25 protein-coding genes and 1 pseudogene are annotated in these 26,953 nt (G+C 71.6%); 11 read left to right on the top strand and 15 right to left on the bottom strand.

What is annotated here, in order from left to right:
* Positions 1 to 25 precede the first annotated feature (25 nt).
* Together ACIGXJ_RS09195 and ACIGXJ_RS09190 are read right to left on the bottom strand one after the other, a co-directional pair.
* Complete coding sequence (locus ACIGXJ_RS09195) at positions 26 to 565, bottom strand: YbhB/YbcL family Raf kinase inhibitor-like protein (protein WP_399642702.1); 540 nt, start codon at positions 563 to 565, stop codon at positions 26 to 28.
* Positions 566 to 729: 164 nt separating this feature from the next.
* Positions 730 to 1,353, bottom strand: coding sequence for a hypothetical protein (locus ACIGXJ_RS09190; RefSeq protein ID WP_399642701.1), 624 nt, complete (start codon positions 1,351 to 1,353; stop codon positions 730 to 732).
* Between the two features lie 229 nt (positions 1,354 to 1,582).
* Here ACIGXJ_RS09190 and ACIGXJ_RS09185 point away from each other — a divergent pair, with 229 nt between their 5' ends.
* From ACIGXJ_RS09185 to ACIGXJ_RS09170, 4 genes and pseudogenes are all read left to right on the top strand, one after another.
* The gene (locus ACIGXJ_RS09185) at positions 1,583 to 1,981 is read left to right on the top strand and encodes an SMI1/KNR4 family protein (RefSeq protein ID WP_399642700.1); all 399 of its coding nucleotides are present in this window, start codon (positions 1,583 to 1,585) and stop codon (positions 1,979 to 1,981) included.
* A 167-nt stretch (positions 1,982 to 2,148) separates the two neighbouring features.
* Positions 2,149 to 2,733: a GNAT family N-acetyltransferase gene (locus ACIGXJ_RS09180; protein WP_399642699.1), complete on the top strand. Its 585-nt coding sequence runs from the start codon at positions 2,149 to 2,151 to the stop codon at positions 2,731 to 2,733.
* 574 nt (positions 2,734 to 3,307) lie between these two features.
* Positions 3,308 to 4,087: a TSUP family transporter gene (locus tag ACIGXJ_RS09175; RefSeq protein ID WP_399642698.1), complete on the top strand. Its 780-nt coding sequence runs from the start codon at positions 3,308 to 3,310 to the stop codon at positions 4,085 to 4,087.
* A gap of 215 nt (positions 4,088 to 4,302) precedes the next feature.
* Positions 4,303 to 5,168: pseudogene (locus ACIGXJ_RS09170) on the top strand (DUF4158 domain-containing protein); the annotation flags it as partial.
* A 238-nt stretch (positions 5,169 to 5,406) separates the two neighbouring features.
* Here the strand turns inward: ACIGXJ_RS09170 and ACIGXJ_RS09165 are convergent.
* From ACIGXJ_RS09165 to ACIGXJ_RS09150, 4 genes are all read right to left on the bottom strand, one after another.
* On the bottom strand, positions 5,407 to 5,931 hold the full coding sequence (locus ACIGXJ_RS09165; protein ID WP_399642697.1) for a hypothetical protein: 525 nt from the start codon (positions 5,929 to 5,931) through the stop codon (positions 5,407 to 5,409).
* Positions 5,928 to 6,980 (bottom strand): TerC family protein, encoded by a 1,053-nt coding sequence (locus ACIGXJ_RS09160; protein ID WP_399642696.1) that lies wholly within the window; start codon positions 6,978 to 6,980, stop codon positions 5,928 to 5,930. The genes ACIGXJ_RS09165 and ACIGXJ_RS09160 overlap by 4 nt, the downstream gene beginning before the upstream one ends.
* Before the next feature lie 140 nt (positions 6,981 to 7,120).
* Complete coding sequence (locus tag ACIGXJ_RS09155; protein WP_399642695.1) at positions 7,121 to 7,246, bottom strand: hypothetical protein; 126 nt, start codon at positions 7,244 to 7,246, stop codon at positions 7,121 to 7,123.
* The gene (locus ACIGXJ_RS09150) at positions 7,246 to 7,866 is read right to left on the bottom strand and encodes a universal stress protein (RefSeq protein WP_399642694.1); all 621 of its coding nucleotides are present in this window, start codon (positions 7,864 to 7,866) and stop codon (positions 7,246 to 7,248) included. The genes ACIGXJ_RS09155 and ACIGXJ_RS09150 overlap by 1 nt, the downstream gene beginning before the upstream one ends.
* A gap of 158 nt (positions 7,867 to 8,024) precedes the next feature.
* Here ACIGXJ_RS09150 and ACIGXJ_RS09145 point away from each other — a divergent pair, with 158 nt between their 5' ends.
* On the top strand, positions 8,025 to 8,366 hold the full coding sequence (locus tag ACIGXJ_RS09145; protein WP_399642693.1) for a helix-turn-helix transcriptional regulator: 342 nt from the start codon (positions 8,025 to 8,027) through the stop codon (positions 8,364 to 8,366).
* Between the two features lie 106 nt (positions 8,367 to 8,472).
* Here the strand turns inward: ACIGXJ_RS09145 and ACIGXJ_RS09140 are convergent, their stop codons facing one another.
* The 3 genes from ACIGXJ_RS09140 to ACIGXJ_RS09130 form a co-directional block, all read right to left on the bottom strand.
* Positions 8,473 to 8,988, bottom strand: a complete 516-nt coding sequence (locus tag ACIGXJ_RS09140; protein ID WP_399642692.1) for a universal stress protein — start codon at positions 8,986 to 8,988, stop codon at positions 8,473 to 8,475.
* Positions 8,989 to 9,864: 876 nt separating this feature from the next.
* The gene (locus ACIGXJ_RS09135) at positions 9,865 to 10,788 is read right to left on the bottom strand and encodes an SGNH/GDSL hydrolase family protein (protein WP_399642691.1); all 924 of its coding nucleotides are present in this window, start codon (positions 10,786 to 10,788) and stop codon (positions 9,865 to 9,867) included.
* Between the two features lie 259 nt (positions 10,789 to 11,047).
* Positions 11,048 to 12,601: a M28 family metallopeptidase gene (locus ACIGXJ_RS09130; protein WP_399642690.1), complete on the bottom strand. Its 1,554-nt coding sequence runs from the start codon at positions 12,599 to 12,601 to the stop codon at positions 11,048 to 11,050.
* A gap of 311 nt (positions 12,602 to 12,912) precedes the next feature.
* On the opposite strand from ACIGXJ_RS09130, the gene ACIGXJ_RS09125 reads away from it, so the two are divergent.
* Both ACIGXJ_RS09125 and ACIGXJ_RS09120 read left to right on the top strand, forming a co-directional pair.
* Positions 12,913 to 13,338, top strand: a complete 426-nt coding sequence (locus ACIGXJ_RS09125; RefSeq protein WP_399642689.1) for an ATP-binding protein — start codon at positions 12,913 to 12,915, stop codon at positions 13,336 to 13,338.
* A 40-nt stretch (positions 13,339 to 13,378) separates the two neighbouring features.
* A complete protein-coding gene (locus ACIGXJ_RS09120) occupies positions 13,379 to 13,741 on the top strand; it encodes a hypothetical protein (RefSeq protein WP_399642688.1) in 363 nt (120 codons plus the stop codon).
* A 103-nt stretch (positions 13,742 to 13,844) separates the two neighbouring features.
* Here ACIGXJ_RS09120 and ACIGXJ_RS09115 read toward each other — a convergent pair whose 3' ends face one another.
* Both ACIGXJ_RS09115 and ACIGXJ_RS09110 read right to left on the bottom strand, forming a co-directional pair.
* Complete coding sequence (locus ACIGXJ_RS09115; RefSeq protein ID WP_399642687.1) at positions 13,845 to 14,012, bottom strand: hypothetical protein; 168 nt, start codon at positions 14,010 to 14,012, stop codon at positions 13,845 to 13,847.
* Positions 14,013 to 14,117: 105 nt separating this feature from the next.
* The gene (locus ACIGXJ_RS09110; protein WP_399642686.1) at positions 14,118 to 18,038 is read right to left on the bottom strand and encodes a hypothetical protein; all 3,921 of its coding nucleotides are present in this window, start codon (positions 18,036 to 18,038) and stop codon (positions 14,118 to 14,120) included.
* Positions 18,039 to 18,517: 479 nt separating this feature from the next.
* Between ACIGXJ_RS09110 and ACIGXJ_RS09105 the strand changes: the two genes are divergently transcribed.
* From ACIGXJ_RS09105 to ACIGXJ_RS09095, 3 genes are all read left to right on the top strand, one after another.
* Positions 18,518 to 18,685 (top strand): hypothetical protein, encoded by a 168-nt coding sequence (locus tag ACIGXJ_RS09105; protein WP_399642685.1) that lies wholly within the window; start codon positions 18,518 to 18,520, stop codon positions 18,683 to 18,685.
* 1 nt (position 18,686) lies between these two features.
* Complete coding sequence (locus ACIGXJ_RS09100) at positions 18,687 to 19,694, top strand: peptidoglycan-binding protein (protein WP_399642684.1); 1,008 nt, start codon at positions 18,687 to 18,689, stop codon at positions 19,692 to 19,694.
* Between the two features lie 193 nt (positions 19,695 to 19,887).
* Positions 19,888 to 20,802: a hypothetical protein gene (locus ACIGXJ_RS09095; RefSeq protein WP_399642683.1), complete on the top strand. Its 915-nt coding sequence runs from the start codon at positions 19,888 to 19,890 to the stop codon at positions 20,800 to 20,802.
* Between the two features lie 58 nt (positions 20,803 to 20,860).
* Here the strand turns inward: ACIGXJ_RS09095 and ACIGXJ_RS09090 are convergent, their stop codons facing one another.
* Positions 20,861 to 23,047 carry a WD40/YVTN/BNR-like repeat-containing protein gene (locus ACIGXJ_RS09090; protein WP_399642682.1) on the bottom strand — a complete coding sequence of 729 codons (2,187 nt, stop codon included), beginning with the start codon at positions 23,045 to 23,047 and terminating at the stop codon, positions 20,861 to 20,863.
* 215 nt (positions 23,048 to 23,262) lie between these two features.
* Between ACIGXJ_RS09090 and ACIGXJ_RS09085 the strand changes: the two genes are divergently transcribed.
* Positions 23,263 to 24,045 (top strand): sporulation protein, encoded by a 783-nt coding sequence (locus ACIGXJ_RS09085; protein ID WP_399642681.1) that lies wholly within the window; start codon positions 23,263 to 23,265, stop codon positions 24,043 to 24,045.
* 211 nt (positions 24,046 to 24,256) lie between these two features.
* Here ACIGXJ_RS09085 and ACIGXJ_RS09080 read toward each other — a convergent pair whose 3' ends face one another.
* From ACIGXJ_RS09080 to ACIGXJ_RS09070, 3 genes are all read right to left on the bottom strand, one after another.
* A complete protein-coding gene (locus ACIGXJ_RS09080; protein WP_399642680.1) occupies positions 24,257 to 25,606 on the bottom strand; it encodes a hypothetical protein in 1,350 nt (449 codons plus the stop codon).
* Between the two features lie 89 nt (positions 25,607 to 25,695).
* Positions 25,696 to 26,430 carry a flavodoxin family protein gene (locus tag ACIGXJ_RS09075; RefSeq protein ID WP_399642679.1) on the bottom strand — a complete coding sequence of 245 codons (735 nt, stop codon included), beginning with the start codon at positions 26,428 to 26,430 and terminating at the stop codon, positions 25,696 to 25,698.
* A gap of 295 nt (positions 26,431 to 26,725) precedes the next feature.
* Complete coding sequence (locus tag ACIGXJ_RS09070; protein ID WP_399642678.1) at positions 26,726 to 26,893, bottom strand: hypothetical protein; 168 nt, start codon at positions 26,891 to 26,893, stop codon at positions 26,726 to 26,728.
* Positions 26,894 to 26,953: the final 60 nt, after the last annotated feature.

Genomic DNA, 26,953 nt, shown 5'->3' with positions numbered 1-26,953 from the left:
GCGAGTCCTCTCGCACCTGAGGCGTCTACTCCCCGACGTTCTCGTACTCGGCCATCAGTTGACCGCGGGCGATGGCGTGGAAGCGGAGGTGGAAGCCGACGAGCGCCGGCGCCGCGTCCGCATCGGGACCGAGCTTCTCCCGGTCCACGGCGTACACCGTGAACACGTAGCGGTGCGGCCCGTCTCCCGGCGGCGGTGCGGCGCCGCCGAAGTCCCTGGTGCCGTAGTCGTTCCGAGCCTGCACGGCTCCCGCCGGGAGCCCCTCGGAATCACCGGTCCCGGCTCCGGCCGGCAGTTCGGTGACATCCGCCGGGATGTCGAAGACCGTCCAGTGCCAGAATCCGCTGCCGGTCGGCGCGTCCGGGTCGAAGCAGGTGACCGCGTAGCCACGGGTACCCTCCGGTCCAGCCGACCAGCTCAGCTGCGGCGAGGAGTTCCCCTTCGCGTACACATGCGCGTCCGGCAAGGCCCCACCGTCTGTCAGGTCCTCGCTGCTGACCGACAGCTCGGGCACCGGCGGGTGAAACTCGTGCGGCAGTGGACGCCGGCTCCTCAGGTCGCTCATTCCCGACTCCCTTTCCATGCTCTCGATGAATCGCCCGGACGGGCCTGGTCGTCATCCGAACACGCGTCGAGTGACGCCGTCCGACCGGCGAGAGGATCGTGCAAGGAGTCGCGATCTCTGTGAACGGATCCGCGAGTTCCGGCGCCGCTGTCAGAGGGTGGCGGTCAGGTCGGGCGTCCGGGCCGGACACCCGGCGGGAAGCCGTGGATTCCCGCCGTGCCAACGCTGTCATCGGCGATCTCCGCGGGGCACACGCTCCAGTCGGCGGCGATGCGCAGCACATGCTGTTCGTGCGGCATGGCGTCGTGCCAGGCGTCCCACTCGGAGTCCCCCCAGTCCTGACGGACCTCCTCGCGCCCGACGAGTCCGACGCCCAGCTCCCTCTCGACGGCGGTGGGTTCCCCGTGGCGCAGGGGGACTTCACCGCTCATGCCGATGTAGCAATAGCCGCGCGTCAGCTCTCCGGAGTCGATCCTGGCCCAGGCGTGGTACTCGCTGATGCGGTCCGTGGCGAAGAACTGCAGGTCACCGACCCGCGCGGCCAGCGCCGTCAGCTGTGCTGGGAAGTTCGGGCGAGTGATGTCGGCCTCCGGCAGCAGATGAATCCGGCCGTGGGCGAGTGTCCAGTGCGGAACGGGCCGGGCCACGAAGACCCCCTCGTCATAGGCGGCCTCGGTGCCCGCCGCCCAGTCCATGGTCCGCCGGTGCCGCAGATCGAGGGCGTCCGCCACCTCCTCCGGCCCGGCGTTCGCCACCGCGATCCAAGACGTCTTGTAACCGAAGGACATGACCCCTCCCAACGCGCTGCCCCCGATGACATCGCGGGGATCGTCGCAGACGCCACCGACAACGGCGCCTCACCGGTCGGCCTGAGTCCGCGCGGGGTGGGCGGGCCGGCAGCGTGGGGCCGTTCCGCAACCCTGATGCGAATGCGTGGGGCCCCGGCCCGAGAATGATCACCGAGGTCCGTGTTCGCGGGTCCGCGGCAGCGGTGTGAGGAGAGTTGTGGAAGAGGTCATGCAATACATCCGGGAGACACACTGGCCGGACGAGGTTCCGCCGGAGCTCCCCGACGAGCAGCTCCTCGCGCAGATCGAAGAGGGACACGGCATCCAGCTGCCCGCCGGGCTGCGGGAGTTCCTGCTCCATGTCGGCGACGTCGAGCGCGCCCGCCTGGAGCCGGTCACCGTCACGGATGAGAGCGCAGACACGTACCTTCCGGAGCTCACGGCCATCGCCTGGGACCAGGGTGTCCCGCGCGACCTGATCGTCCTGTGCGAGGACGAGGGCGACTTCTACCTCGTCCGCCCCGACGGCACCGTCGTCTTCTGGTCGTGCATCAGGACGGGCGGCTTCACGGAGGACCGCTGGGAATCGGTGTGGGACTGGGCCCGCAAGGAGTGGCTCCGCCTGTGATCCCCGGTCCGCGAGACCGGTTCACCACCGTGCGGGAAACCTCGTGCCCGCCGTCCTGAGGGAGTGGTCGGGAAGTGGCCGCGGCGGCGGAAACGACGAGTTGCTCTGCGCAGGCCCGTCCCTGGCGAAGGGTGACCGAAGGCGGTCGTGGGATCCACAATGCTGGAATGGTCACGCTTCGGACTCCCCGTCTGATCCTGCGTCGTTGGCGCGAGGACGACGTCGCTCCCATGGCTGCCGTCAATGCCGACCCCGAGGTCATGCGGTGGATCCGTGACGGCAGCGTCCGTGACGAACAGCAGACCCGCGACGGGATCCGGGGGTGGGAGAGCGAGTGGGAGTCACGGGGCTTCGGCCTGTTCGCCGTGGAGATCCGGTCCACCGGCGAGCTGGCCGGGTTCACCGGCCTCTCGGTACCGGCCTACCTGCCGGAGGTGCTGCCGGCGGTCGAGGTCGGCTGGCGGCTGGCACGTTCCCACTGGGGGCAGGGCTTGGCCACCGAGGCCGCTGCGGCCGCCGTGCGGTTCGGGTTCGAGGAGCGGGGGCTGGAGCGGATCGTCAGCATCGCCCAAGTGGGCAACGTCGCCTCCGAACGGATCATGACCAAGCTGGGGATGCGTCTGGCATGTGAGGCGGTCAGTCCCACGGGCGGCCGACGGGTGCGGGTGTTCGAGTTGCGGTCGGACGCATACGTCGCAGCCACCGCGAACGCGGACTCCACGCCGACCGCCCCGTACGGAGGTGCCCGTTGAGGTCAGCTCCCGCGCGGGTGCAAGCGCCTCGACCGCGACCTGCACCTGGACCTGCCGGCAGGCCCGCAGGACGACCACCGGACGCGGGAGTGTCAGCCAGCGCGGGATCCGCTGTCGCGCCCAGCGCTGCCATGGCGCCCATCCTGCGCCCGGCCTTCGTTGCCGGAGAATCCACAGGCTGATCACCGTCTCGGTGAGGAGCGCGGAGCCCTCCGCGAGAGACACGCGGAGGAGATCGTCGTGAGTAAGTGACTCCTGAACGCCACCTGACCGCCTCCGAAGCCGTGGCAGGCAAGGACAAGCTGAACTGAGCGAGGCTGCCACCACAAGCGGATCGCCGGCCACGCACGAGGCCGGTTGTGCCGGACCTTCTGCGGGGCCATGAGCCGAGCGAAATCGCGCATCGGCGGGTGCCGAGGGACGCGCCCCACGCCACATCCCGGCATCGGAGGTGTCAGCGCTCAGGCGTCAGCCGGCGTGAGGGTCACCGGCGTTCATGAACATCTCGTTGCCTCCACGTCCTGCGGCGTGCGACGCGGCGATACTGTGCGGGCGATCGAGGGGCGGGACGGCAGTGGACTGGACAATCTTGGCCGGCCTGGCGGCCGGACTGCTGATCTCGCTGGTGACCGCGCCGGTCGGTGTCTCCGGAGCCGTCTTCCTCCTCCCGGTGCAACTCAGCGTCCTGGGCGTGCCGAGTCCCGCGGTCACGCCGACGAATCTCCTGTTCAATGTGGTGGCCGGGCCGGGCGCACTCTGGCGGTACCGCCGCGACGGCGCTCTGCGCGGCGGCCTGGCCCGGCGCCTCGTCGTCTGGACACTGCCCGGCGTCGTCGCCGGTGCCGCCATCCGCGTCTTCGCCCTGCCGGGCCCGGACGTCTTCCGGATCCTGGTCGCCGCCCTCCTCCTGCCGCTCGGCACCTGGCTGTGCCTGCGCACCCTGCGCCCGGTTCGCCGTCGTCCCGGTGCCGCCGAGCCGTCGGCGCCCGCGCTCGCTGTCCTGGCACTGGCCGTCGGTGTGGTGGGCGGGGTCTACGGGATCGGAGGCGGGTCCCTGCTCGGGCCCGTCCTCGCCGCGCGCGGCATGGCCATAGCCCGTATAGCGCCCGCCACCCTCGCCGCGACTTTCACCACGTCTGTCGCGGGGGCCGCCGCGTACGCAGTGCTGGCCGCCGCGAGTCCCGGTCCCGTCGCACCCGACTGGCCGCTAGGAGTGGTCTGCGGCCTGGGCGGGCTCGTCGGCGGCTACCTGGGCGCTCAGCTGCAACACCGCCTGCCCGAGCGCGGGTTGCGGCTCCTGCTCGGAACGCTCGCCGCGGCGCTCGGAGCGCTGTACGCCGCGCGGGCCCTGTAGCGCCCCCTGGAATCGGCCACCGGCCCCCGAGAACTCGTCCGCCTTCAGGTGGAGACGGGCATGCCGAGAGTCTGCACGAAGTCCGGCCTCGGGGAACAATGGAGCAGCGGTTGGCGCCAAGAACGATCTTGTCGCCTAGCACGGTGATCCACTCTGCTGCCGGGGTTCGGTGAAAGATCGTATGAGCGGTGCGGCGTGGGGTTGCCGTCCGCCGCGTGCCGGTGGAATTTCTGACTGATGAGCAGCCACAGCGTACGGACGGTTCGTGGAGGAGCCGACCCGTCCGGAGCTGGAGCGGTTCTTCTACCTCGACGACGTGGACCGGGAGCTGATCGGGAAAGCGGCGGAGTGATCACAATCGTCTGGGGTTCGCGCTTCAGATGTGCACGGTCCGCTGTCTGGGGCTGTTCCTGGAGGACCCGCTGGATGTGCCGTGGCCGGTGGTGGAGTACCTGGCCGAGCACCTGGGCATGGAAGATGCCTCGTGTGTGAAGCGGTACACCGAGCGGCTGAAGAGGCGTACGAGCACGCGTGGGAGGTTCGGGACGCCTGCGGCTGTCACCAGGTCGAGGATCGCGAGTGGGGGCGGAAGTTCCGTACGTTCCTGCAGGTCAGCGCCGCGCGGCGGGCGACGGACCGGGAGTGGGTGGCGGGCCGGCAGCGGGTGGTGAAGGCGTTCCGCATGGTCGACGGGGTGTTCCGGCTGTGGAGCGAGCAGCTGGATCTGATCGCCGAGAGCGGCACGGACTCCGATCCGGGCGCGATGTGGCGGGCGCTGGAGACGGAGATCGGCCCGCGCGCGGAGATCGGGCCCGCGTCCGAGCTGGCGGAGATGATCGGGCCGGGGGACGAGGAGGCCGAGGCGGAGATGCGGCGCCTGCTGGCCACCCGCTGCAACACTGTCCGCCCGTTCTTGTCGCTGCTGAGGGAGTCGCCCGCGCTGGGGGCGGCCTCCGCCGGCAAGCGCATCCTGGAGGCGGTGCGGCGGCTGCCTGCGCTGGCGCGGCGGAAGGTGAAGGTCGAGCCGCTGCTGCCGCATGAGATCGACGCCAAGCCGGTGCCGCCGGCGTGGCGGTCGGCGACCGCAACCGCCTGGGCCGCTACAGCTTCCGTGCCGCCGTCCCGGCCGGCGGGGGCCTGCGCCCGCTGCGCGACCCGGCCGCCGCCGACACCGACGAGGCTGGGCAGAGGTGAGGTGCGGCGGCCGTGCACGGTGCGGACCGCGTCCGTCCTCTTGAGGCCGAAGAGGGCGAATGCGCTGGGGCGTTGCCCGCCGGGGGAGCCGGGCTGCCGCGGTTGCGCACCCGCGTTCGTGGCGTTCAACGACGCGGCACGGGCGGATCGGCGGTGCGGGTTGCGGTGGCCGTGCTGGGGGTGAGATGCGGGCCGGGCGGGTGGACGGGCACGGAGGTGATGACGGTGGCGGCGCCGGTCCGGGCGGCCAGCCTGGCCAGGGTGCGGGCGGGCAGGCGGTGGTAGGGGTTGGTGCGGGCCGACAGCACCACGACGGCGCTTTCGTAGTGGCCGGCCGCTGTGAGGGCGTCGGAGTGGGTGGCGAGGACGGCGTCGGCCTGACGGTGCAGGCGCCGCTGTCGGGCGAGGTGGAGCAGGGCGTTGATGCTGAAGCCGGTGGAGCGGAAGGCCACGGCGGCAGTGATCTTCTGCCCGGTGCGGGCGGCGAGCTGCCCGGCGTGCCGGGCAACATCCTGGTCGGCGCGGGCGCCGGTGAGGACGGCCAGCACACGGCCGGCCGGGCGGCCGGGGAGCGTGTAGGTGCGGGCGGCGACGGTGGAGGGTGCGGCAGGCGGGGCGTGGACGTGCCGCCCGGGGGTCAGGGTGTTCATGACGGGGGCCCTTCCGTGCGGTGCGGGGTCGTGGAGGAGGGGGCGGGACGGGGTCCGGCAGCTGGTGCGGGTTCGGCGGTCTCGTCCGGACGGCCGGTGCCGGTGGGGGTGTCGCCGATCTGGCCGCGGGTGGCGATCAGGGACCAGGCGATGGAGACGGTGATGGTGACGGCGATGACGCCGAGGGTGAGCGGAATGGGCAGCTTGCCGACGGGGGTCTCGGACAGGATGAGCTTGACGCCGGCGAAGGCGAGCAGCACCGCGAGCCCGTAGTGCAGGTACTGGAAGCGGCGCAGGAGTCCGGCGAGGCAGAAGTACAGGCTGCGCAGGCCGAGGACGGCGAAGGCGTTGGCGGTCCACACGACGAAGGTGTTGGTGGTGATCGCGAGGACCGCGGCGACGGAGTCGACGGCGAAGATGAGGTCGGTGGCCTCGATCGCGACCAGGACCACGAACAGCAGGGTGGCGATGCGCTTGCCGCTGACGCGGATGAAGAACCTGTCGCCGTGGAACTTGGGATCGGTGGGGATGAGCTTCTTGACCAGGCGGACGACGGGGTTGCGGTCGGGGTGGACTTCCTCGTCCTTGGAGACGGCCATCTTGTAGCCGGTCCAGATCAGGAACGCACCGAAGAGGTAGGCGGTCCAGAAGAACACCTGCAGCAGCTCGGCGCCGATGAAGATGAACACCAGCCGGAAGGCCAGCGCCCCGATCACGCCCCAGAACAGCACCTTGTGCTGGTAGGCGTCCGGCACCGCGAAGAACGAGAAGACCAGCGCGAACACGAAGACGTTGTCGATCGACAGGGCCTTTTCGATCAGATAGCCGGCGTAGTAGGTGGAGGAGGCGTCCCCGCCCTGCCAGGCCCACAGGATGAGGCCGAAGCCGAGGCCGATGGCGATCCAGACCGAGCTCCAGATCGCGGCCTCGCGGAAGCCGATCACGTGGTTGTCGCGGTGGGCGATCAGGTCGACGGCGAGCATCACTCCGATGCCGACGGTGACCGCGGCCCACACCCACAGCGGGACGGCGAACGACGGTTCATTCATGGTGGATCGGCTTCCTGGGACGGAGACGGAGAGACGGTGGAAGGAGAAGGAGGGGGCGGGTGCCGGGCCCTGGCGGCCATGCGGAGGGAGAGCCGGGCCCGGGCCGCCGACGGGGCTTCACATAGGCGTTCACCTCCCGCTCACGCCGGTCTACGGAGGGTGGTGCGGCGGCGCGGGCGCATCGCGAGGGCGATGCACACGCCGCCGACGGCCAGGTCGACCAGCGCCAGCAGCCACCAGGGGGCGAGCGCGGTCAGGCCGTCCATCACGCCTCCCCGGCCACCGGCCGTGCGGCCGCGGTGGGCAGGCGGCGCTGGGCTAGGGTCCACACGCGGCGGACCCCGGCCGGGGACAGGTCGGACGCGCCCAGGCCGGCGCCGGCGACGGGCACGGCGGACCGGGTGGGGGCGACGGCGTAGACGAAGGGGCCGCCGCGTACGGCGGAGGCTTCGATCAGGCTGTGCGCGTCCAGCCCGGCCGGGCCCCGGCTGGAGGTGACCACCAGCGGCGAGTGGTGCCGGGCGGCCAGGGCCAGCACCCCGCCCGCGGCCCGCAGCCTGGGCTGCCCGCCACCGTCGGCCGGGGTGCGGTGGGCGACCGGGATATAGCCGACACCCGCGGACCGCAGTCGGGGCAGCACCCGGGCCAGGAACATCCGGGCCGTGTCCAGGCCCGCGCGGTACGGGCCGGGGACCCGCCGCTCGGCGGGCAGCACGGCCACCAGCAGCACCGGCGCCTTGCGGGGGGCGGCCAGGCGGACCGCGGCGTCCACCACAGCGATGTCCTCGGGCCGGTTTGTCACCAGCGCGGTGACCGGATGCGGCAGCGAGACAGGCAGAACGGGCGTGCCGGAGGCGGCGGGACGGGTCAGGGGCGGGGCGGACATCGTGGCCCCCTTTCCGGGGGTCGGAGCCAGTGGTGGGGGTGTGTTCAGCGTCACCCGCCACGCTGATTCCCGTCAAGAGTTACGCGAAATCTTTTTCGTCAATACTGTTTCGCGAAAGAATCTTGTTCATACGAAGTCCGCTTCGTAGGATGGAGGTCATGACCCAGCCCTCTGCCGCGCGCGGCGACCAGTGGACGTTCCTCACGAACCACGCCCGCGTCCTGATCGCCCTCGCCCGGGACCCGGAAGCACGCGGACGCGACGTCGCCGACCAGATCGGCATCACCGAACGCGCCGTGCAGCTGATCGTCGCCGACCTCGAAGCGGCCGGATACCTCACCCGCACCCGCGTCGGGCGCCGCAACCGCTACACCATCGACCCCACCGTCGCCCTGCGCCACCCGGCCGAGGCCGACCACCCCGTCGGCGACCTGCTGACCACCTTCCTGCACCGCGAGGACACCCCCACCGCCGACACCGAACGCGTCGCCGCCCCCTGACCGCTGCCCGGCAGCACATGGCCGCACCAGGGTGCGGGACATCGGCCCCGGCCGCCCTCTCCCGTGGGGCGGTGCCGGGGCCGCTTCCTTCGCCCGACCGGCACCTTCAGGGGCAGGGGGCCGCCAGCGGAGCCCAGGGCACCGGCGAGGCCGCGTGCACGAACGGACCGCTGCGGATCGCGGCCGCCTGCATCACCGTGCACGCATCCAGCCCCGCCGGCCCGCTGCGCGAGACCACCATCACCGAGCAGCCATGGGCGACGGCCACGTCCAGCAGACCCTTCGCCTCACACAGGCGCCCCTTGCGGCTCGTGGGGCGGTGATAGACGGCCGGCTGATGGGCGAGGCCGGCGCGGGCCACACGCGGCAGCGCCCGCCCCATCACGGCTCGGGCCGCCGCCCCGTCCGGACGGGGCGCCACCCGCGGCGGCAGCGGGGGCATCACGGCGATCAGCAGCAGCGGTGCGCCGCGGGCGGAAGCGAGCCGGACCGCGACGTCGACCACGGCGGTGTCATCGAGGCGGTCGGCCAGCACCGCGGCCACCGGGGACCGCAGACGCGAACGGCCGGGCGCGGCGCCGGCGTCCGTGACGGGCGAGAGGGGTGAGCGCGGAGAGTTCATGGCCTTCGCTCCTTCCGGGAGCGGGGAGAAGGGGCACCTCCAGCGTCCCTTCCGCCCGGAATATGCGTCAATGCTTACGCGAAACTTTTTTCGCGTAAGGTCCATCGCGTGTTGTGTTGCCCCGCGCTCCGGTCGCTGCGGGCCCTTCGCAAACGGAGCCGCGCTTCGCGGTCTCTCACACATGGACAGTTGCGAGAGCGCTGCGAGAACCCCAGAATCGATCACGAATCCGCAGGTCGCCGTTCGCAGAAGCCCTCTCGAACCTGCACGTTGTGCGAGACGGTTCTGACAGACTTCCCGGGTGGATCTGACGCCCGGTCAAGCCGCAATCGCGGTGGAACGGAACGCCTGTCCGAAGTGCGAAGCCCCGGCCGGCAGCGCCTGCCGCACCCGCGGCGGGAAGACCGCGCCGAAGTACCACACCGCCCGGTTCGTCCTCGTGCCCGCACTCCGCGAGGAACTCGACGTCCTCGTGCCCCAGGACACCGACGCCGCGCCCACCGCCGAGGAGGCCAACGCCATCCTCATTGCCTGGCGCACCGCCCGGCGCGCGGCCCGCGCCGCCATCCGCCGCATCACCGGCCACAGCTTCCGCCGCGGCCGGATCCAGCAGGCCCTGCCCGCCGGCAACCCGGCCGAGACGGTCGCCATCCACTCACGCCACTCGCTGCGCAGCACGGCGTCCGACGGCGCGGCAGCAGCTACTCGGTGGGCTCGCCAGCGGGGTCACCTCCCGCTTTCAGTCCCCCCCCCTCATGTCCGGAGGCACCAGCTGGAAGTAGTGGCCGGGCACCTGGCCAGCGAGAATGTCTCCGCCTCAGACGGTGACCCGAGCAGGCCCGGGGGGATCGCCTGGGCAGAAGGGGAACCAGCCGGTCAGCGAGGTCCCGCCCTCTCGTCCAGGCGCTCCAGGACCACGTTCGCCATGATCTCCATGCCCCTGGCGTTGGGGTGAGCCGGAGCGGCGGGTGCGGCCGGACGCAGGGGTTCGACCCAGCGGTCGGCGGGCGCCTTGCACATGTCGTGCCCGACGGACGGACCGTAGGTGTCGGCGAACTCGGCCCGGTTCAGCCACGCCACCAGGCGCAGCATCTGGTTCAGGCGCTTGCCCGTGTCCCGGAGGTAGGGGAAGTCCTTCGCGGCGAACGGCACCGACGGGTAGCAGCCGCTGCCGTCGTCGGGCAGGAGGGCGGGATAGCCGACGACCACCACGCGCGCGTGCGGCGACCGCTCGTGCACCGCGCGCAGCACACGGGCGACCTCGGGCGCCGTCTCGACGATGTTCAGTGCGAGCCGGTCGATCCCGGAGGTCGTGTAGTGGCGGCGGCACGGGTCGCCGGTGAGGTCCGTGGAGCTGAGCGCGGCGCAGGTGCTGATGATGGAGCCGAACCCGATGTCGTTGCCGCCGATCTGCAGCGTGACCAGGTCGGTGCCACGTGTCAGGGCGTCCAGCTGGGGCCCGTTGGTCCCCTGCGCCACCCACATCTCGTCGGTCTTGGCCCCGCCGCAGCTGACGTCCTTGAACGAGGCGACCTTGTACTGGGCCGCCACCAGCGAGGGGTAATTGTGGTCCGAGCGGGCGCAGTTGGCGTCGACCTGGCGCGGAATGAGCGGCCCTGAGGTGTATGAGTCGCCGAGTGCCACATAGTCGACGGGACGGTGGGAGTGCCCTTCCCCGGCCAGGGCGGGAGCCGGGGCGCCGACACCGGCGACGAGCGCACAACCGCTCAGTGCGGCGCCCAGCATCGCGGTGCGGCGGCGTCGCGGGCTCTCGCCACCGGGACGCGTGTGATGGTTCATGAAGCTCCTCCCCTGAAGCCCGGACAGCCCGCGGCACGGGACCGGCCGGCTCGGCGCACGAAGCATCGCGACACCGCGGCAACCGGACTCACTCCTGCCCCACAGGCCCAACACCGCCTGTATACCGGCGAGTAGGCCCCGGGGAACAGAGTCCGGTCGCCGTCGGCTCGTTCGGCTTTCGCCCGCCCGCGACGCTCCTGACCGACGCGCGCGGTCCGGCCCCCAGGCGGGGGGCCGGACCGCGCGCCTGTAGATACCGCTACTGCGTCACCTGCTCGTGGCCTTCGTGCAGGCCGCCGCCGCTGCCGGCGTCACCCTCCGTGGGGACGGAGACGACCGGCCGGGTGAGCGGGGCGAGGTCGTACGCGTAGTGGCCGACCGCGTCGGCGATGACATCCACGTTGACGTCGAGCGCCCGCATGTCGATGTTGCGGATGTCGTCACCGGGGGCGTGGTAGTTCACGTCGTACGCCACACCGGCCTGTCCGCCGTACTTGGCGGCCTGCGCCTCGGTCTTGATGCCCTCGGCGCCGGTGAAGGTGCCGCCGGCGGGGATGCCGACCTCGATGAACGGGCCGTAGTCGGAGCGGCCGGTGAAGTCGGTGCCCTCGTGCGGGATCCCCTTGGAGTCGAGGAAGTCGGTGATGCCCTTCTCCAGTTGGGCCGAGCCCTCGGGGCCAGGGCCGGCGCCGGTCGCGTCCGAGTCGTCCCCGTCGAAGACGAAGTAGGCGGCGTTCGGAGAGGCGATCATGTCGAAGTTCAGATAGAGCTTGATCTGCTTGCGCTGCTCCTCCGTCAGCGACGCGACGTACGCCTCCGAGCCCAGCAGTCCGAACTCCTCAGCCGACCACCAGGCGAACTTCACCTTGTTCTTGACCTTGGACTGCGACTTGGCCAGCTCCAGCGCCACCTGGAGGATGCCGGCCGAGCCGGAGCCGTTGTCGTTGATGCCCGGGCCCTCGGGCACCGAGTCCAGGTGCGCGCCGAGGAAGACCGTGTCGGCCGCGTTTCCGCCGCGGGTCTCCGCCACGACGTTGAAGGTCTTGCGGTTCTCGTGCAGTTCGCGGATGTCGAGGGTGACCTTCACCGGGCCCTGGGCGGCCTGGGCGGCCAGGGCCTCGCCGTCCGCCTGGGTGATGCCGCCGGTGGGGATCCTGCCGGCGGTGGCGTCTCCTATCGTGCCGTTGAGCGCGCCTCCGGTGTTGTTGTAGATGACGGCGCCGACCGCGCCCGCGGCGTGGGCGTTGGCCTGCTTGACGGCGAAGGTGCAGCCACCGCGCTTGATCAGGGCGATCCGGCCCGTGAAGGTGCCGCCTGCGAAGTCGGCGGCCTCGCAGCCATGGGTGCCGTCGGCGTCCAAGGGAGTGACCGCGACGTCCGCGGTGAGGCCGCCCTCTGGTCCGCTGACGGTGTACGTCATCAGCTCGACGGGGATGTCGCGCGGCTGGGGCGAGACGACGGCGAGGGTCTCGGCGATCTCGTCGGTGTAGACGAAGTCGAACTCCTGACGGGAGATCTTGTAGCCGGCTGCCTTGAGCAGCACCTCGATGTAGGCGGCCGACTGCCGGTGCCCCTTCGAACCGGCCGCTCTGGTGTCGCCGTTGCGGTCGGCTATGGCCTGGAACACTCCGAGGTGGCGGAAGGCGTCCTTGGCCGTGGCCTCCTTGACGAGCTTTCTGGCCAGTGCGTCGCCCCGGCCGGCCCAGCTCGTGTGGTGGGCTTCCGCGGTGGCGGACCCGGCCAGGAGCAGGGGGGAGACGAGTGCGGCGGCGGCCAGGGCGGCGGTCGCCGTCACGCTACGACGTGCGGGCATGATGGTCCTCTCACTGCAGCTCGATGGATCGATCGACAGTCGGAAGAACGCGCTCAGCGGGACGGGATCGAGGCACGTTAACCCCGGGACGGCTCGCTGCCAAGGAGGCCGCCCGAACTGTTCCGGGGGCCGGGAACAGACGGCTGATGGGCCGTCAGAGCCCAGTCGAACAGCGGCCGGAACAGCTCCGTGCACCCCGCCCCCGAAGAAATCGAGCAAGCCCGGCGCGTCGACACAGGCCTGCTGCCCCGGGGGTCTGGGTACACGGTGCCTGCACGTGATGGTGTGGACGAAGGAGAGGAAGTCGGGCAGTGGCAGTGAAGGCGAAGGGGTGGGCGCACTCGTTCCCCATGAACCAAGGAGTGCGCGCCGGCCGTGAGTGGACACGCAGGCGTCTTGAGACCCTGCCGTGGAGCGCTGCCGAGCCGGACAAGGTCGACGCCATCGTGCTGGCGGTGTCCGAGCTGATCACCAACGCGCACATCCACGCACACAGCGACGCGCAGCTGGTGCTCACCTGGGACGGCGAGTGCCTGCAGGTGAGCGTCCATGACGAGGACCCGTCGCTGCCGCGCCGGCGCGATCCGGAGGCGGGCGAGCCCTCAGGCCGAGGAGTGGCCATCGTGCACCATCTCGCCGACGAGTGGGCGACTACCTGCCAGCGGCACGGCAAGACGGTGACGGCGTGCTTCCGTCCCGCCGACCCGGGCACGGACCAACAGAGCCAAGGCAGTTGACACCGCGCACTGGTGCAGCCCCTCGGAAAGGACGGACCTCATGCAGCTGGCACGGGGAGCCAGTGACGACCCGTACGTCTGGCTCTGGGCCCTCGGCGCTCTGGCGCTCTACGCGCTGATCACCTACGGGCTGACCTATCGCGCCCGTGCCCGTCGCGGTTCCAGGCATCCCGCTCGTGACGCCGTGCACGACCTCAAGGACCGGGAGGATCCCCAGCCGAGCGACAAGCGTCTCGTCAGCCGCGTGATCATGCTGAGCGGGGCGGGGCTCACCGGTCTGGTCGCCGCTCTGACCAGCGGGGTCGTTCGGACACTGGCGGTCGGACTCGCCATCGGCGCGGCGGTGACCGCGTGGGCCTACTACGACCACCGCACGCAACGGCGCGCTTCCACGAAGCCGTGACCCCGCCCCCGGCCCCGTAGGCCGACGTTCCTGAAGCACCCGCCGGCTGCGAGGACACTGTGGTGCGGGTCCGGTGACGGTTCGTCACCAGACCCGCGTGGCGTCAGCGTCTGCGCGACCAGCCGGTCCCGATCCCGGCGACGTGCAGAGCCAGCGCGGTCAGCCCCAGCAGCATCACGTTCGTGGAAGAGAATGCATCATTGGTGCTGATTTCGGCCGCGTTGATCAGAAACGAGACGAAGAACAGCACCGCAGCGACTATGCCAAGCATGGAAGAGGCTCCTCTCTGAAGGGTGAAGCCCGTATTCCCGGCGGCGGCCCTGTCAGTCCTGTCCCGCACGAGCTCGGTCACGTACGCGACCGGAGCGACAGCGATTCACTCCTGGCCGCACACCTCCCGATACGGCACGCCCGTCAGGTAAGCGCGCCACTGGGACCGTGTCAGCCCTCCCCGGGCTCGGCGGCACGCCGCTTCGGCCATGCGGTCGGGGTCGACGGCGAACCGCTGGAGGGGGACATGGCGGCCGGCCGCGAACAGGGTGCCGCTGTCCGGGGAGAAGGCGAGGGAGGTGATGTCGTCGCCGGCGGTGGGCAGGCCCGCGCCGAGGGGGCGGCGCGAGGGGACGTCCCACATCCTCAGGGATCCCTGGGAGCCGGCCGCGACCAGGACCGTACCGTCCGGGGAGAAGGCCAGCGCGGTGGTCGCCTCCTCCTCCCCCGCGGCCGGGCCGGTCGGGAGGATGTCGCCGGCCAGGACACCCAGGGAGGTGCCGTGCCTGACGTCCCACAGAGTGATGCGGTCGTTCAGGTCGAGCAGTGCCACCGTGTCGCCGTCCGGGCTGAACGCCGCGAGACGGTTGTCGTCGAGCCTCGCCGTCGTTCCGGGGCGGCCGGCCGTGGGGAGCAGGGTTCCGTCGTCGTGCAGCAGCGTGCGACCGTCCGGGGAGATCGCGCTGACGGTGCCGAACTCGCCGAGCTCCCCGGCGACCGCCGTGCCGTCGACGCGGCGCGTCCTGCGGCCGTTGTCGGCGTCCCACACGGTGAGGGCGGGTTCCAGACCGTCGGAGGTGATCAGTTCCCTGCCGTCGGGACTGAGCGCGAAGCTCCAGGGGCGGTCGGCGGGCAGCGGCACGGTGCTCAGCCGGCGACGCCCGACCGTGTCCCAGACAGTGATGCGGGTGCTGTCCGCCAGTACCGAGGTCAGTCCCAGGTCGAGGGCGAACCTGCGTCCGTCCGCGCTCAGCGACAGGTCTCCGCCCCACGGGCTCTCCTCGTCGGGCATCGGGACACGCGGAACGTCAAAGAGCAGCCGTCCGGTGCCAGTGGCGTACAGGGCGAGGTGTCCTTCGTCGCCGTCCCGCCGCAGTACGGCCAGCGTGCTGCCGTCGGCACTGAGCAGGGCGTCGCCGGCCTCGTCCCCGCGCCAGGAGGGCCGTAACACCCGGCTGATGTCGACGGCACGGACGGTGCCGGTGTCGCGGGTGCCGCGTACGACGTAGCGCAGTACGCCCGCCCGGAGGTCGAATCTCACGTCCTGTGGTTCGAGGTCGGTCAGCGGGTGGCGGAAGACGGGGGCGTCGGGGCGGTCCGCACGCCACAGCAGGATCGCGCCCCCTCCCACGCCTGCGACGAACCGCCCGTCCTGGCTGATCACGTACTGGTCCAGGGCCACGTCGTCGATGGCCGGCAGTCTCTTGCCGGTGGAGATGTCCCAGCGCCGCATGCCGTTCGTGCTCGCCACGGTCAGGACGCGTCCGTCCGGTGAGAACTGCAGGGTGTCGTCCAGCCCGCACTTGGGCTCCAGGGGCCGGCTGGTGTTCCGGCGGCGCTGTACGCGCAGATCCCAGAGAGTCAGGCCACGCGCCGTGCACACGGCGAGGGTCCGGTTGTCCGGAGTGATGTCGTGGGCAGCCGCTTCTCCGTCGGGCAGGGTTCCGCTGAACAGCCGGTGGCCGTCGCTCGTGTCCCACACCTGCAGCCGGTCCGCCAGGTGCAGCGCCCATGCGCGACCACTGGTGCTGAAGGTGGGGGTGAACGCGGTGGCGCTGAACCCACCCGCCTCCAGCTCCAGTTCGCCGGTCCCCGCGTCGTTCTGGTCCTCCGGGACGGAGGGGGCACCACTCTCCTCAACGCCGCTCTCCCCGGCACCGCTCTCCACGACGCCGTCCTCGCCCTCCCCCTGCCCCTGCCCCTGCCCCGGAAGCGCATGCGGCATCTCGATCGGCTCCCAATCGACCGACGCGTCGACCCATGGCCCCAGGAAGCGCTCCGCCTCGGTGTCCCACAGCCGCAGGCGTTCCCTCTCCACCATTTCCACGATCACGTAGCGGCCGTCGGGGCTGACGGCGCCCGGAAAGGCTTCACTGGGCGGCGCCCGATGCGTGCTGATCTGCCGACGGGTGTGCACGTCCCAGCGGACGACTCCGCCGGGGCCCTGGAGGGTGGTGAGCGTGCGGCCGTCGGGGGCCAGCACGTATCCGGCCACCGAGCCCGCTCGACGCGGGGCGAACGGGGGCAGTTCGTTGTGGGCCAGGGCGCCCAGAAGGGCGGACCGGGTCTCGGGGGCGGGGTGCAGCCGCCAGGCCGCCACGGCGAGCCGGAGGGCGAGGTCCGGCTCTGAGGAGCGCAGGGTGTCGGCTGCGGTGGCGGCACGGCCGGCGGCGGCCTCCAGCTGACGGCGGTCGGAGACGCGGTTCTGCTGCCAGGCGACCACACCCGCGACCAGGGCCAGCACGAGCAGCACCGAGACGGAGGCGACCCAGCCCTTCAGGCGGCGTTGTTCCCGGGCGAGGGCGGAGCGGCTTGCGGTGAGGAACTCGGCCTCCGCCGGCGTGAGTTCGGCCGCGGCGTCGGCACCGGTGAAGATCTCCTCGGCCTCCGCCAGTCGCGCGCCCCGGAAGAGGGCCCCGGTGTCCCGGTCCAGCGCCCGCCAGGCCAGGGCCGCTTCGGTCAGCCGTCGCAGGGCGTGCAGCCGGTGCCGGTCCTCCTCGATCCAGGCGCGCAGCCGGGGCCAGGAGGTGATCAGTGCCTCGTGGGCGAGGTGGACGGTGTCGCCGTCCAGGGTGACGAGCCGGGCCCGCGCCAGCCGTTCGAGGACGGCGTCGGTCCGCTCCGGGGTGCCTGAGCCGGCCGTGCGCAGTTCCGCGCGGTCGACGGGGCGGCAGGTGTCCGCGGTTCCCTCGCCGGGCGCGATCAGCCTGAGGAGGACGCGCCGCAGCAACGCCGCCTGGGCGGGGTCGAGTTCGCCGTACAGCTCCTCGGCCGTCTGCGCGACGGCGCCCTGGACCCCGCCGACGGCCTCGTAGGCCCGGAGTGTGAGCATCCGGCCCGTGCGGCGCCGCCAGGTCTCCAGCAGCGCGTGCGACAGCAGGGGCAGACCACCCGGCTCGCCGGTGACCTCGTCAAGGAGCTGTGCGGTCAGCGCCCGTTCGACGGTCAGTCCCCGGACGGTGGCCGGCCGCACGATCACCTCGCGCAGCTCCTCGCGGCTCGGCGGTCCCACCGGTATGCCCGTCTCCCCTGTCACCCGTGCCAGTTCCGGGTGTTCGAGGCAGCGGCCGTAGAAGTCCGCGCGTACGCCGAGGACGACCCGCAGCCGGCCGGCCGGCTCGCGGGAGGTGAGGAGCAGGTCGATGAACTCGGCGCGTTCGCCCGGGTCCGGGCAGAGGGTGAACACCTCCTCGAACTGGTCGACCAGTACGAGCGTGTCCCCGGGCTTGTCCGCGGGGCGCAGTCGCTCGGCGTGCGTGCGCACGGGGTGCGGGCCGGGCGTCAGGATGCGGATGGCGGCGAGGGGTTCCTCCGGTCCGGCGCCTTCGCGCAGCCGGGGGACCAGGCCGGCGCGCAGCAGGGAGGACTTGCCGCTGCCGGAGGGGCCGAGCACCACCGTGCAGCGGTGGGTGCCCACCACTTCGAGCAGGTTCTCGACGAGCTGGTCGCGCCCGAAGAACACTGCCGCGTCGCCGGGTTCGAACCGCATCAGACCGCGGTAGGGCGACTCCTCGGCGTCGGCGTCCTGTCTGGGCACGGCGGTCAGTTCGTCGGTGACGGCCTGCCGGCGTTTCTCCCAGTCGTCCGTGTCCCCGCCGCACGCCGCCACGTAGGCGAGGGTGACCGCCAGTGTCGGCAGCTTCTCCCCGGCGGCCGCCTGCGACAGGGCGGGGGCCGAGTACCCCGTCCGCTGGGCCATCGCCCGATAGGTCGGGTGCCCCGCCTCGGCGCGCAGCGCCCGTAAGTCCGCCGCGAACCGCTGCACCGGACCCGCGTCCGGGTCGAGCGGCTTCTCCTTGCGCCCCATCCCCTGCCTCCCCGTTTCCCCGATTTCCCGGGTCCCGATTTTCCGGGTCCCGATTTTCCGGGTCCCCGCTTCCCCCGTCCCCGGGTCCCCGCTTCCCCCGTCCCCGTTTCCCCGGATCCCGTTTCCCCGGATCCCGTTTCCCCGGATCCCGTTTCCCCGGGTCCCCGTGCGCGTGCGGCCCCGTGGATCCGGGCCCCCCGCACGGCCGGTTCGTGTCCCGCGCTCCCCCGGCGCCCGTCCCCCTGACGGTGCGCCGACGACACAACCCGGTGCCGCCACGGTAGAACCCGCCCCCGGCCTGCGCAAAGCGGCTCCTCGGGTGCGGCGGATTGTTCACCTGCACAAATGCCGGCTGCTTATCAACGCTCGGCCCGCTGAACTCGTTGTCGAGCGGCACCGCGACGGCGCCGCCCACCGCCGGCCGGGTCCCTCTCGGGAGTCCGCGGCCGGCGCGATCCGACCCGAGAGAGGACCGGCTCATGACCGAGCCCACACAGGCACAGCCCACCCAGGAACAGCAGTCGCCGTACCCGGTCGGCGGCGCGGGGGTCTTCGACGTCGACCCGAGCCAGGACGGCGTCAGCCAGGACCCCGCGGTCGCCGTCGACGGCGACGTCCAGGCCCTCCCGGAAGACATGGAGATCTGACATGGGCAACGTCCAGGGAATGCTCACCGCGGCCCGCAAGCTGCTCGGCGTGCGGGAGAACCCGCCCGGCTCGAACAGCAACATCGTCACCCGCTGGTACGGGATGCGCGGCCCGTGGTGCGACATGGCCGTCAGCTACGCCGCGGCCCACTCCGACAACCTGGCGGCGGTGGGCGGCAAGTTCGCCTACACCGTCGCCCACGCCCGCTACTTCCAGAAGAAGGGACGCTGGCACTACGGCATCGGCGGCATCCGCCCGGGTGACATCGTCTTCTTCGACTGGTCCGGGTCGCGCTCCATCGGTGCCATCGACCACGTCGGCATCGTCGAGGCCGTGCACTCCAACCGCACCATCACCACCCTGGAGGGCAACACCTCCGACGCCTTCCGGCGCAGGCGCCGCAACTCGTCCTGCATCGTCGGCTACGGCCGCCCCGCGTACAAGGGCGGCAGTGCCCCGATGCCGAGCGGTGACGGCATCCTGCGGCGCGGCTCGAAGGGCAACGCCGTCAAGACGCTGCAGAAGAACCTCAACACGGTGCTGAAGACCAAGCTCGTCGTGGACGGTGACTTCGGGCCGGCCACCGAGAAGGCGGTCAAGGACTTCCAGGCCAAGTACCGGCTGACCGTGGACGGCCAGTACGGTCCGAACTCGGCGGCGATGATGAAGGCCGTCCTGGCCGGCCGAGACAAGCCCATACGGCCGAAGGCCCTCGTCCTGCAGGTCGACGACACCCTCGACGTCGACGGGGAGTTCGGTCCGGCCACCTGCGCGGCGCTGCAGCGGTCCCTCAACACCCGCACCCGGGCCGGTCTGGAGGTCGACGGCGCCTTCGGGCCGCTGACCATCAAGGCCCTCCAGAGCTACCTCAAGGTCGCCGCGGACGGGATCGTCGGCCCGAAGACCATCGCCGCCCTGCGGACCCGCCTCGGGGCCAAGCCTGACGGCGACTGGGACGCGGACACCACCCGCGCGCTGCAGAAGGCGCTGAACTCGGGCTCCTTCTGATCCCTGTGCACGGACCCCGGCCGGGAGACCGGCACGGAGGTGGCCTCCCGGCCGGGGTCCCGCATCCCGCACCACGACGCCCCGCGACATCGACACAGGAACGGAGGTGGCGCAGTGGACGCACAACACCCGACGGAAACACCCCGACAGCTCGCGCACCCCGCAGCCCACGAGACACCACAGGAGGCACAGGATGATGAACCCGTCGAGCCCGCAACCGGGAACCGCCGGTGCGCCTGTCGCCGCCGCGGCCGGTGACTACAAGGTCGCCGTCACCGAACAGCGCACCGGACAGATCCTCGTCTTCGACCGCAACGACCCGTTCACCGACCACCACGTCAGATGGTCCTTCAGCACCGGCAACGCCCCCGGCTGGACCCACCCGTTCGAGGTCCGCTTCCGCGACACACGCCGCTACGGGGCCATCGCGCTGATGACCTTCGGCAAGCCCGGGGAGGGACGGGCCGGCATCGTCAACGTCACCGCCAAGAACCACCTCACCCGGTCGGATCTGCTGTGGACCGCCCGGATCACCAGCTACCCGCACTCCATCGAGCGAGTGCCCCATGCCGGCACGGTGGTCGTGGCCGGCTCCCGCGACCGGCTGCACGTCTTCGGCCCCTCCAGCAGCGACCCCGCCACCCTCAAGGAGGTGCAGACGCTCACCTTCACCAAGGCCCACGCGGTCCTGTGGGACGACCAGAACGCGCTGCTGTGGGTCACCGGCGGCAAGGTGATCCGCACCTACCGCGTCGAGGGCACCCTGCGCGCGGCACGGCTGCACCGGCACGGCCCGGACATCACCATCGCCGGCAACGGCCACGACATCCAGCCCGACTACGCCCGGCCCGGCACCCTGCTGGTCACCGACAGCCACCACGTGTACTCGGTCGACAAGGCGAGGCGGGCCGTCAGGATCGTGGCGAGGATGCCGTACGTGAAGTCCTACGTCCGGCACGCCCGCGGCCAGGCGATGTGGACGGCGGACCCCGACATCGACGACTCGGTCTGGGGCGGATCCACCGTCCACTTCTCCTCCGGGGGCGACCGCAGCCGGCCGGGCGCGCAGATCTACAAGGCCCGCATCTACACCACCCTGTTCCACTGAACCGGCAGCCGGCCGCCCGGCTGCCCGGTCACCTGCGGCCCCGCCGCGCGGCGAGGGCTCACGACGGGTCGCCGTACTGGAGACCGCGTCCGTTGGTGCCGACGTAGACGCGGCCGAAGGTGTCGGGGTCGCCGGTGATCACACCGACGCCACCGATGCCGCCCCACTGGTGGGCGTCGTCGTTGACGCGGAGCCAGGTGGCACCCCGGTCGGTGGAGCGGAAGACCCCCGTGACGTTCCCGACGGTGCCGATCAGGTACAGCGCCTGGTAGGAGGCGCGCGGCGCGGCCTTGCCGAAGCCGAGGGCGGAGGCCGACCGCACGGTGGTGAGCGTGGTGAAGGTGCGGCCGCCGTCGGTGGAGTGCAGCAGTCCCTTGCCGCCGCCGGCGATCCACAGGTCCCCGGCGACACCGGGGACGGCGGTGAGACGGCCGTCGGCGGGCAGGCCGAAGGCGCGGGCGGTGAAGGTCGCGCCGCCGTCGGTGCTGGCGTGGAGCGTGCCGCCGGACAGGGAGTAGAAGGTGCCGGCCGAGGAACGGTCGGCGACGACCACGGCGCCGGCGCCCAGGCCGTGGACCTGCGACCAGCTCGCCCCCTTGTCGGTGGAGCGGTAGGGGGCCTGGCCGGCCTGGGTCCAGACGATGGCGGAGCCGTCGGCCGCGAGCGCGATGTGGCCGCTGCCGGCGCCGGTCACCGGCTCCGCCCCGAAGCCCTTCCAGGTGCGGCCGCCGTCGGTGGACAAGGCGCCGTCCTGTGCGCCGCCCGTACCGACGCGGACCATCGACGCGGGCCTGGACTGGGCGAAGTCGATGTCGGTGCTGTTGGTCATCATCGGGTCGGACAGCCGCCCCGCGGGCACCCTGCTCAGGGAGTCGTGGCGGAAACCGCCCTGGTCGCCCATGGCGGTGACGACGGTGGCACCGCCGGGCGGGGCGATCGCGTCCATCAGCGCGGTCTCCTCGAGCCCCCGGGCGCCCGACGCCCAGTGGCTGGTGCCGCCGGTGTCGGTGGCCGTGGCGTCCTTGCTGCGCCAGATGCCGTTGCCGGTGCCGTACAGCACATGCCCGGAGTCGAAGGGGTCGATGGCCAGGGCGGTCATCCAGTGCCCGGTGTGCGTGCCGACGTAGGGCGCGCCGGACGCGTTGCGCACCGACTTCGCCGCCAGAGCCTTCCAGGTCGTGCCACCGTCGGTGCTGCGGTAGATCTCGTCCTCGGGCCACCAGCGGCCGAGGGTGGTGACCATCACCGTGGCCGGTCTGCGGGGGTCGACGGCCAGACCGGAGAACCCGTAGGAACCCCGGGACGGGGAGACGTTCCTCCACGCCCCGCTGCCCGGCGTGTACTTCCACACCGAGCCCCCCGTCACGCCGTTGGGCCCGAGGTCGTCGGTGTACGTCAGGTACAGCGAGCCGTCGCCGGAGAGCACGCCGTGCTGCGGAAGCTGCCCGGTGGGCCCGCCGGGGACGGCCCGCCAGGTGCTGCCGCCGTCGGTGGAGCGGTACAGGGAGGTGGAGGAGTCGGCGACACCGGCGTAGACGGTCCTGCTGCCGGCCGGACCGTACGTCACGAAGGCCACGCCCGCGCCGCTGCTCGCGCCGTCCTTGACCGGGAACGAGGAAATCTGCTTCCAGGTCACGCCGTGGTCGGTGCTGCGCCACAGGCCGTTCTTGCGGGTGCCGAGCAGCAGGGTGCCGTGGTGTGCGGGGTCGACGGCCAGCCGTTCGCCGGCGCCCCGGCCGTCCTCGTTGCCGCCGAGCTTGAACGGCAGCTCGGTGCGCTTGAAGGTGCGGCCGCGGTCGGCCGAGCGCAGGATCGCGCCGTTGCCCGCCCACTCGTTGGTGTAGGTGCCCGCGGCGAGGTAGAGCCTCCTGGGGTCGACGGGGTCGGTGGCCACCGAGTCGATGCCGAGCAGGTTCCAGTCCTTCTCGCCGAGCCAGTCGGTCAGCGGGATCCACCGCTGGGCCCCGGTGTCCCAGCGGTAGGCGCCGCCCATGTCGGTACGGGCGTACAACAGGCCCTTCTCCCGCGGGTTGAACACCAGCCCCGTGACGTAACCGCCGCCCACCACCTGGGCGTTCCTCCACACGTACGGTCCGGCCGCCGTCTGCGCCGGGCCGGCCTGCGACTCCTCCTGGGCGAAGAGGAAGTACGGCACGACGAGGGCGGGCACGCCGAGCAGCAGGCCGGTTGCGGTCCAGCGACGGCGGTGACGCCCGCGGCGCACGCCGTTCGTGGGGTTGTTCATGGGGGGTGTTCTCCTTGCATACCGTTCACCGGAAAGACAGAACCGGGCACCGCGATGACCGGATCCGACTCCTTGTGGTCGCAGACGCCGCAAGGGGTTGCCGTGAGACAGAGCGTCCTCACGTCAACGCCGCATCCAGGGCCGGGCCCTCAGGTACAGGCCGCACGCACGCGTCTCGTAGCATGATCCTCCGATCACAGGGGAGGGGTCCGGGGATGGGTTTTCGCAGACTGTTCGGCATCGGGGGCGACGCGGGCGAGCAGGAACCGCCGGAGATCGACACCCAGATCACCACGGTCGCTCCGCGGCCCGGAAGCACCATCGAGGGGCAGGTCGTCCTGAAGGGCGGCAGCAAGGGCCTCCACGTCGAATGGCTCAACCTCGACGTCATCGGAAAGGCCCACTCCTACAACGGCTCCCTCGACGACGACGAGATCGTCGGCCTGAGCACCGACCGGCATCAGCTGACGCTGGCGCCCGGTGAGGAGAAGGTGGTCACGTTCACCGGCGAGCTGCCCTGGGAGTGCCCGGTCACCGAGCTCCACGGCCAGGCGCTCGGTGTCGACGTCTCCCTCGTCACCCGCCTCAACTGGGAGTCCTCCTCGCCCGTCCGGGACCTGGATTTCCTGCACATCGCGGCACCGCCGCTGTACGAGGCTGTCCTGGACGCCTTCGCCGAGGAGGGCTACCACGTCGACAACTCGCAGCTCATCGACGAGTACATCCCCCATGCGGAGGCCCACCGGGGTACCTACCAGATCTTCTTCCTGACCGACCGCAGTCGCGGAGTCGACCGCTTCGCCGAGCTGGAGGTGGTCTTCCACCAGAACATGGTGGGGGCCATGGTGTACGTCCGCCGCGCGGCCCGTGCCACGTACGAGTGGAGCGACAAGCCGCCGGCGCGCAGGTTCCCGGTCGCCCACCACGAGGTGGGCCGAGCCGACGTCGGCGAACGGGCCCGCAAGGCACTTGCCGAACTCCCCATCGTGGACAGCTGAACTGCCCATAGCGGCCCGTCTTACGGAGGGGGCCGGGAGGTCGAGGGGACGCCCACGGCCGAAGAGGGCGTGGTGACCGGGGTACCGAAGCCGACCGGCCAGCCGCCACGGGGCGGAGGCCGGGTGCCGCGTAGCGGTCACCACCGCGCCGCCGTGCACCGAGGCGCCACGACCGCGGCCCCGCACCTTCCGGTCACCGTGCCGGTCGCGGTCAGACGCTCACGCCGTGGCGGCGGGCCGTGTCGAGCAGGGCGCTCGTCACCATGTCCGCGAGCGCCTGGACGAAGGGGACGAACTCGGAGGCGGCGGCGTAGTCCGAGAGACGGAAGTCGAAGTCCTCGTTCCTCCAGTCGCCGATGGAACGGACCTTGTCGTCCAGCAGGGATCGTGCCTTCCTCTCGGGGGTTTGGCGCAGCCACTTCTTGCGCTTGTGCTGGTGGTAGACGGTCTCCGTCGTCTCGACGGCGAATCCGACGCTTCCCGGCGCCCTGTCCGCCATCGTCAGCACCAGCGTGCCGCTGTCGCGCAACCCGGCTTCGTAGCTGCCGTACCACCACCGGTGACGGTCCGGGGCCCAGCGCCGGGTCGGAGGAGTGACCCGCGGCGGCGGCACATGTGTCGGCCGGCGCAGGGTGAGGGGCCAGCCCCGCACGGAGTCGTAAGAGGTCGCGGTGTACGTCCCGATGCCCGGCCGCCCCGCCGCGTCGAGCGCCGCCCCTACCCGTACGGTGGTGGCGACGATGTCCCTTTCGGCCACCCGCAGCGCCTGGGTGTTGACCGTGACACGGACGAGAGCCCACCACCACGGCCCGAACGCCTCGGCGCCGATCACCTCCTCCGCCGGTCGCCGGGCAGCCGCCTCCCACTCCACGCGACGGCAGCCACGCCCGCCCAGTACGACTACCAGCCTCGCCAGTTCGCGTGCGCTCAAGGGTGCTTGTGCGTGCCGACCGGCGTCGTGCGCGAGCACCCGGAACACCTCCGCGTCGTGCTCCCACGTCCACACCCGCAGGTCGGCGGCGCGCGCCGCGTCGGCCTGCCGCTTCTTCCAGCGGTCCCACTCGGCCCGCAGCGCGAGCCTCCCGGCCTCCGCACGGGCCTGTTCCCGCTCACGGGCTGCCCGCGCCTCCTCCTTCACCGCGGCGATCCGCGCCTCGATCTCCGCCCGCACCTCGGCATACACCGCGTCGGCTGCCGCCAGCCGGGCGGTGCAGGCATCCTCGGTCCGCCGCAGGCGGTGCGCGATCCGCCGACCGATCAACGGCAGCTTGCGGGCCCACCAGCGACGGTGGGCCCGCATGTGGGCCTCCCACAGCATGTCGGCGGCCGAGACGGTCTCGGTGGCGTAGGCGAGCATGGCATCCCGCCATCGGACCACCTCGGTGTCCGTCACTCGCAGGCGGGTTCGATCGGTGACGCGGCCTTCGAAGGACTGCCACGGAGGACCGTCGGCGAAGCCGGCGTACGGCTCGCCGTCGACCCAGTAGCCGACACAGGCCGTCCCGGCTCCGCGTCCGACCGGCCAGGTACACCGCAGGATCCACCGCCGCTCGTCGGACACGTCGCCCCTCCCCCTTCGCCGGACACCGCCGTGTGGGGATACCCCGTCCACTCGGGCCGACACCGGGTTCGGACCCCGCGCGGCGCGCTCTACCGGTGTTCTGGGTTGTCTGCTCCCGGGCGGCAGCCGGCGTCCCACTGCGTCCGCTGGTTGCCGTAGGCCGGTACGCCGCCGGAGCGCTTCAGCAGCGCCGCGAGGTGCATCAGGTTCCAGGCCATGAAGGAGGTGTTGCGGTTGGTGAAGTCGTTCTCCGGGCCACCCGAGCCCGGGTCGAGATACGAGGGCCCCGGGCCGGCAGCGCCGATCCAGCCTGCGTCCGCCTGGGGCGGGATCGTGTATCCGAGGTGCTGGAGGCTGTAGAGGACGTTCATCGCGCAGTGCTTCACACCGTCCTCGTTGCCCGTGATCAGGCAGCCGCCGACGCGGCCGTAATAGGCGTACTGCCCCTGCGGGTTGAGGAGGCTGGAGCAGGCGTAGAGGCGCTCGATCACCCTCTTCGTCACGGAGCTGTTGTCGCCGAGCCAGATGGGCCCGGCGATGACCAGGATGTCGGCGGCCATCACCCGTTCGTAGAGCGCGGGCCATTCGTCGGTGGCGAAGCCGTGCTGGGTCATGTCCGGGTACACACCGGGCGCGATGTCGTGGTCGACGGCGCGGAATTCGGAGGTGGTGACACCGCGCGACATCATGATGTCCGCGCTTCTGTCGATCAGACCTTGGGTGTGGCTGAGCTGCGGGGAGGGTTTGAGGGTGCAGTTGATGTAGAGAGCGGTCAGGTCGTCGAAGCGGTACTGGGTGTCGGGGGAAGGCGAAGCTGCTGTCATACAGGCAGCGTCTCGCGAGCAGTCCGATCTGCCAGGTTTCGACGCACCGTGCAGGACAGCCGGCTCGCCGTCCCGGCCGAACGGCTGGGCCGGTGCGACGGTGGCAACCGTGACCATGCCGCTCTCCCCCGGCGGGACGAGAGGGGGGGACCCGTCGGGTGGACGGGCTGCTCTCTTCGCGGTCTGGGGTGATGGGGGTGACGGCCGATGGGCCGGGGCCCGTCAGCGCATGTCGACCGCTCCTCGAAACGGTGGGCCTCCTCGCGAGAACCCGGTGACAAACGGCCCATCCGCATCATTCCTCTCGCTCGAAGTCGGCTTCGGCCCGTTCCGCGTCCTGGTCGGCCTGGGCGTGGGTGTACAGGTCGTGCACGAACGTGCGGGCGGCCTCCGGCGAGATGCCCTCACCCAGCCGGAGCAGACGATTCGTCCACAGGTCGAGCGGATCGGTCGTTTCAGTCATGGACTCTCCCCAGGATTCACAAGCGGTACGAAGCGGACGGGGGGCCGGCTCAGCCCGCCT

The organism is Streptomyces sp. NPDC053367 (assembly GCF_044545925.1).
Lineage (GTDB): Bacteria > Actinomycetota > Actinomycetes > Streptomycetales > Streptomycetaceae > Streptomyces.
This window is presented reverse-complemented; position numbering and strand designations above follow the sequence as displayed.

Coding starts and splice junctions, on each gene's coding strand:
- ACIGXJ_RS09195 (WP_399642702.1), bottom strand. CDS start 565: ATGAGCGACCTGAGGAGCCGGCGTCCACTGCCGCACGAGTTTCACCCG.
- ACIGXJ_RS09190 (WP_399642701.1), bottom strand. CDS start 1,353: ATGTCCTTCGGTTACAAGACGTCTTGGATCGCGGTGGCGAACGCCGGG.
- ACIGXJ_RS09185 (WP_399642700.1), top strand. CDS start 1,583: ATGCAATACATCCGGGAGACACACTGGCCGGACGAGGTTCCGCCGGAG.
- ACIGXJ_RS09180 (WP_399642699.1), top strand. CDS start 2,149: ATGGTCACGCTTCGGACTCCCCGTCTGATCCTGCGTCGTTGGCGCGAG.
- ACIGXJ_RS09165 (WP_399642697.1), bottom strand. CDS start 5,931: ATGAACACCCTGACCCCCGGGCGGCACGTCCACGCCCCGCCTGCCGCA.
- ACIGXJ_RS09160 (WP_399642696.1), bottom strand. CDS start 6,980: ATGAATGAACCGTCGTTCGCCGTCCCGCTGTGGGTGTGGGCCGCGGTC.
- ACIGXJ_RS09155 (WP_399642695.1), bottom strand. CDS start 7,246: ATGGACGGCCTGACCGCGCTCGCCCCCTGGTGGCTGCTGGCGCTGGTC.
- ACIGXJ_RS09150 (WP_399642694.1), bottom strand. CDS start 7,866: ATGTCCGCCCCGCCCCTGACCCGTCCCGCCGCCTCCGGCACGCCCGTT.
- ACIGXJ_RS09145 (WP_399642693.1), top strand. CDS start 8,025: ATGACCCAGCCCTCTGCCGCGCGCGGCGACCAGTGGACGTTCCTCACG.
- ACIGXJ_RS09140 (WP_399642692.1), bottom strand. CDS start 8,988: ATGAACTCTCCGCGCTCACCCCTCTCGCCCGTCACGGACGCCGGCGCC.
- ACIGXJ_RS09135 (WP_399642691.1), bottom strand. CDS start 10,788: ATGAACCATCACACGCGTCCCGGTGGCGAGAGCCCGCGACGCCGCCGC.
- ACIGXJ_RS09130 (WP_399642690.1), bottom strand. CDS start 12,601: ATGCCCGCACGTCGTAGCGTGACGGCGACCGCCGCCCTGGCCGCCGCC.
- ACIGXJ_RS09120 (WP_399642688.1), top strand. CDS start 13,379: ATGCAGCTGGCACGGGGAGCCAGTGACGACCCGTACGTCTGGCTCTGG.
- ACIGXJ_RS09115 (WP_399642687.1), bottom strand. CDS start 14,012: ATGCTTGGCATAGTCGCTGCGGTGCTGTTCTTCGTCTCGTTTCTGATC.
- ACIGXJ_RS09110 (WP_399642686.1), bottom strand. CDS start 18,038: ATGGGGCGCAAGGAGAAGCCGCTCGACCCGGACGCGGGTCCGGTGCAG.
- ACIGXJ_RS09105 (WP_399642685.1), top strand. CDS start 18,518: ATGACCGAGCCCACACAGGCACAGCCCACCCAGGAACAGCAGTCGCCG.
- ACIGXJ_RS09100 (WP_399642684.1), top strand. CDS start 18,687: ATGGGCAACGTCCAGGGAATGCTCACCGCGGCCCGCAAGCTGCTCGGC.
- ACIGXJ_RS09095 (WP_399642683.1), top strand. CDS start 19,888: ATGATGAACCCGTCGAGCCCGCAACCGGGAACCGCCGGTGCGCCTGTC.
- ACIGXJ_RS09090 (WP_399642682.1), bottom strand. CDS start 23,047: ATGAACAACCCCACGAACGGCGTGCGCCGCGGGCGTCACCGCCGTCGC.
- ACIGXJ_RS09085 (WP_399642681.1), top strand. CDS start 23,263: ATGGGTTTTCGCAGACTGTTCGGCATCGGGGGCGACGCGGGCGAGCAG.
- ACIGXJ_RS09075 (WP_399642679.1), bottom strand. CDS start 26,430: ATGACAGCAGCTTCGCCTTCCCCCGACACCCAGTACCGCTTCGACGAC.
- ACIGXJ_RS09070 (WP_399642678.1), bottom strand. CDS start 26,893: ATGACTGAAACGACCGATCCGCTCGACCTGTGGACGAATCGTCTGCTC.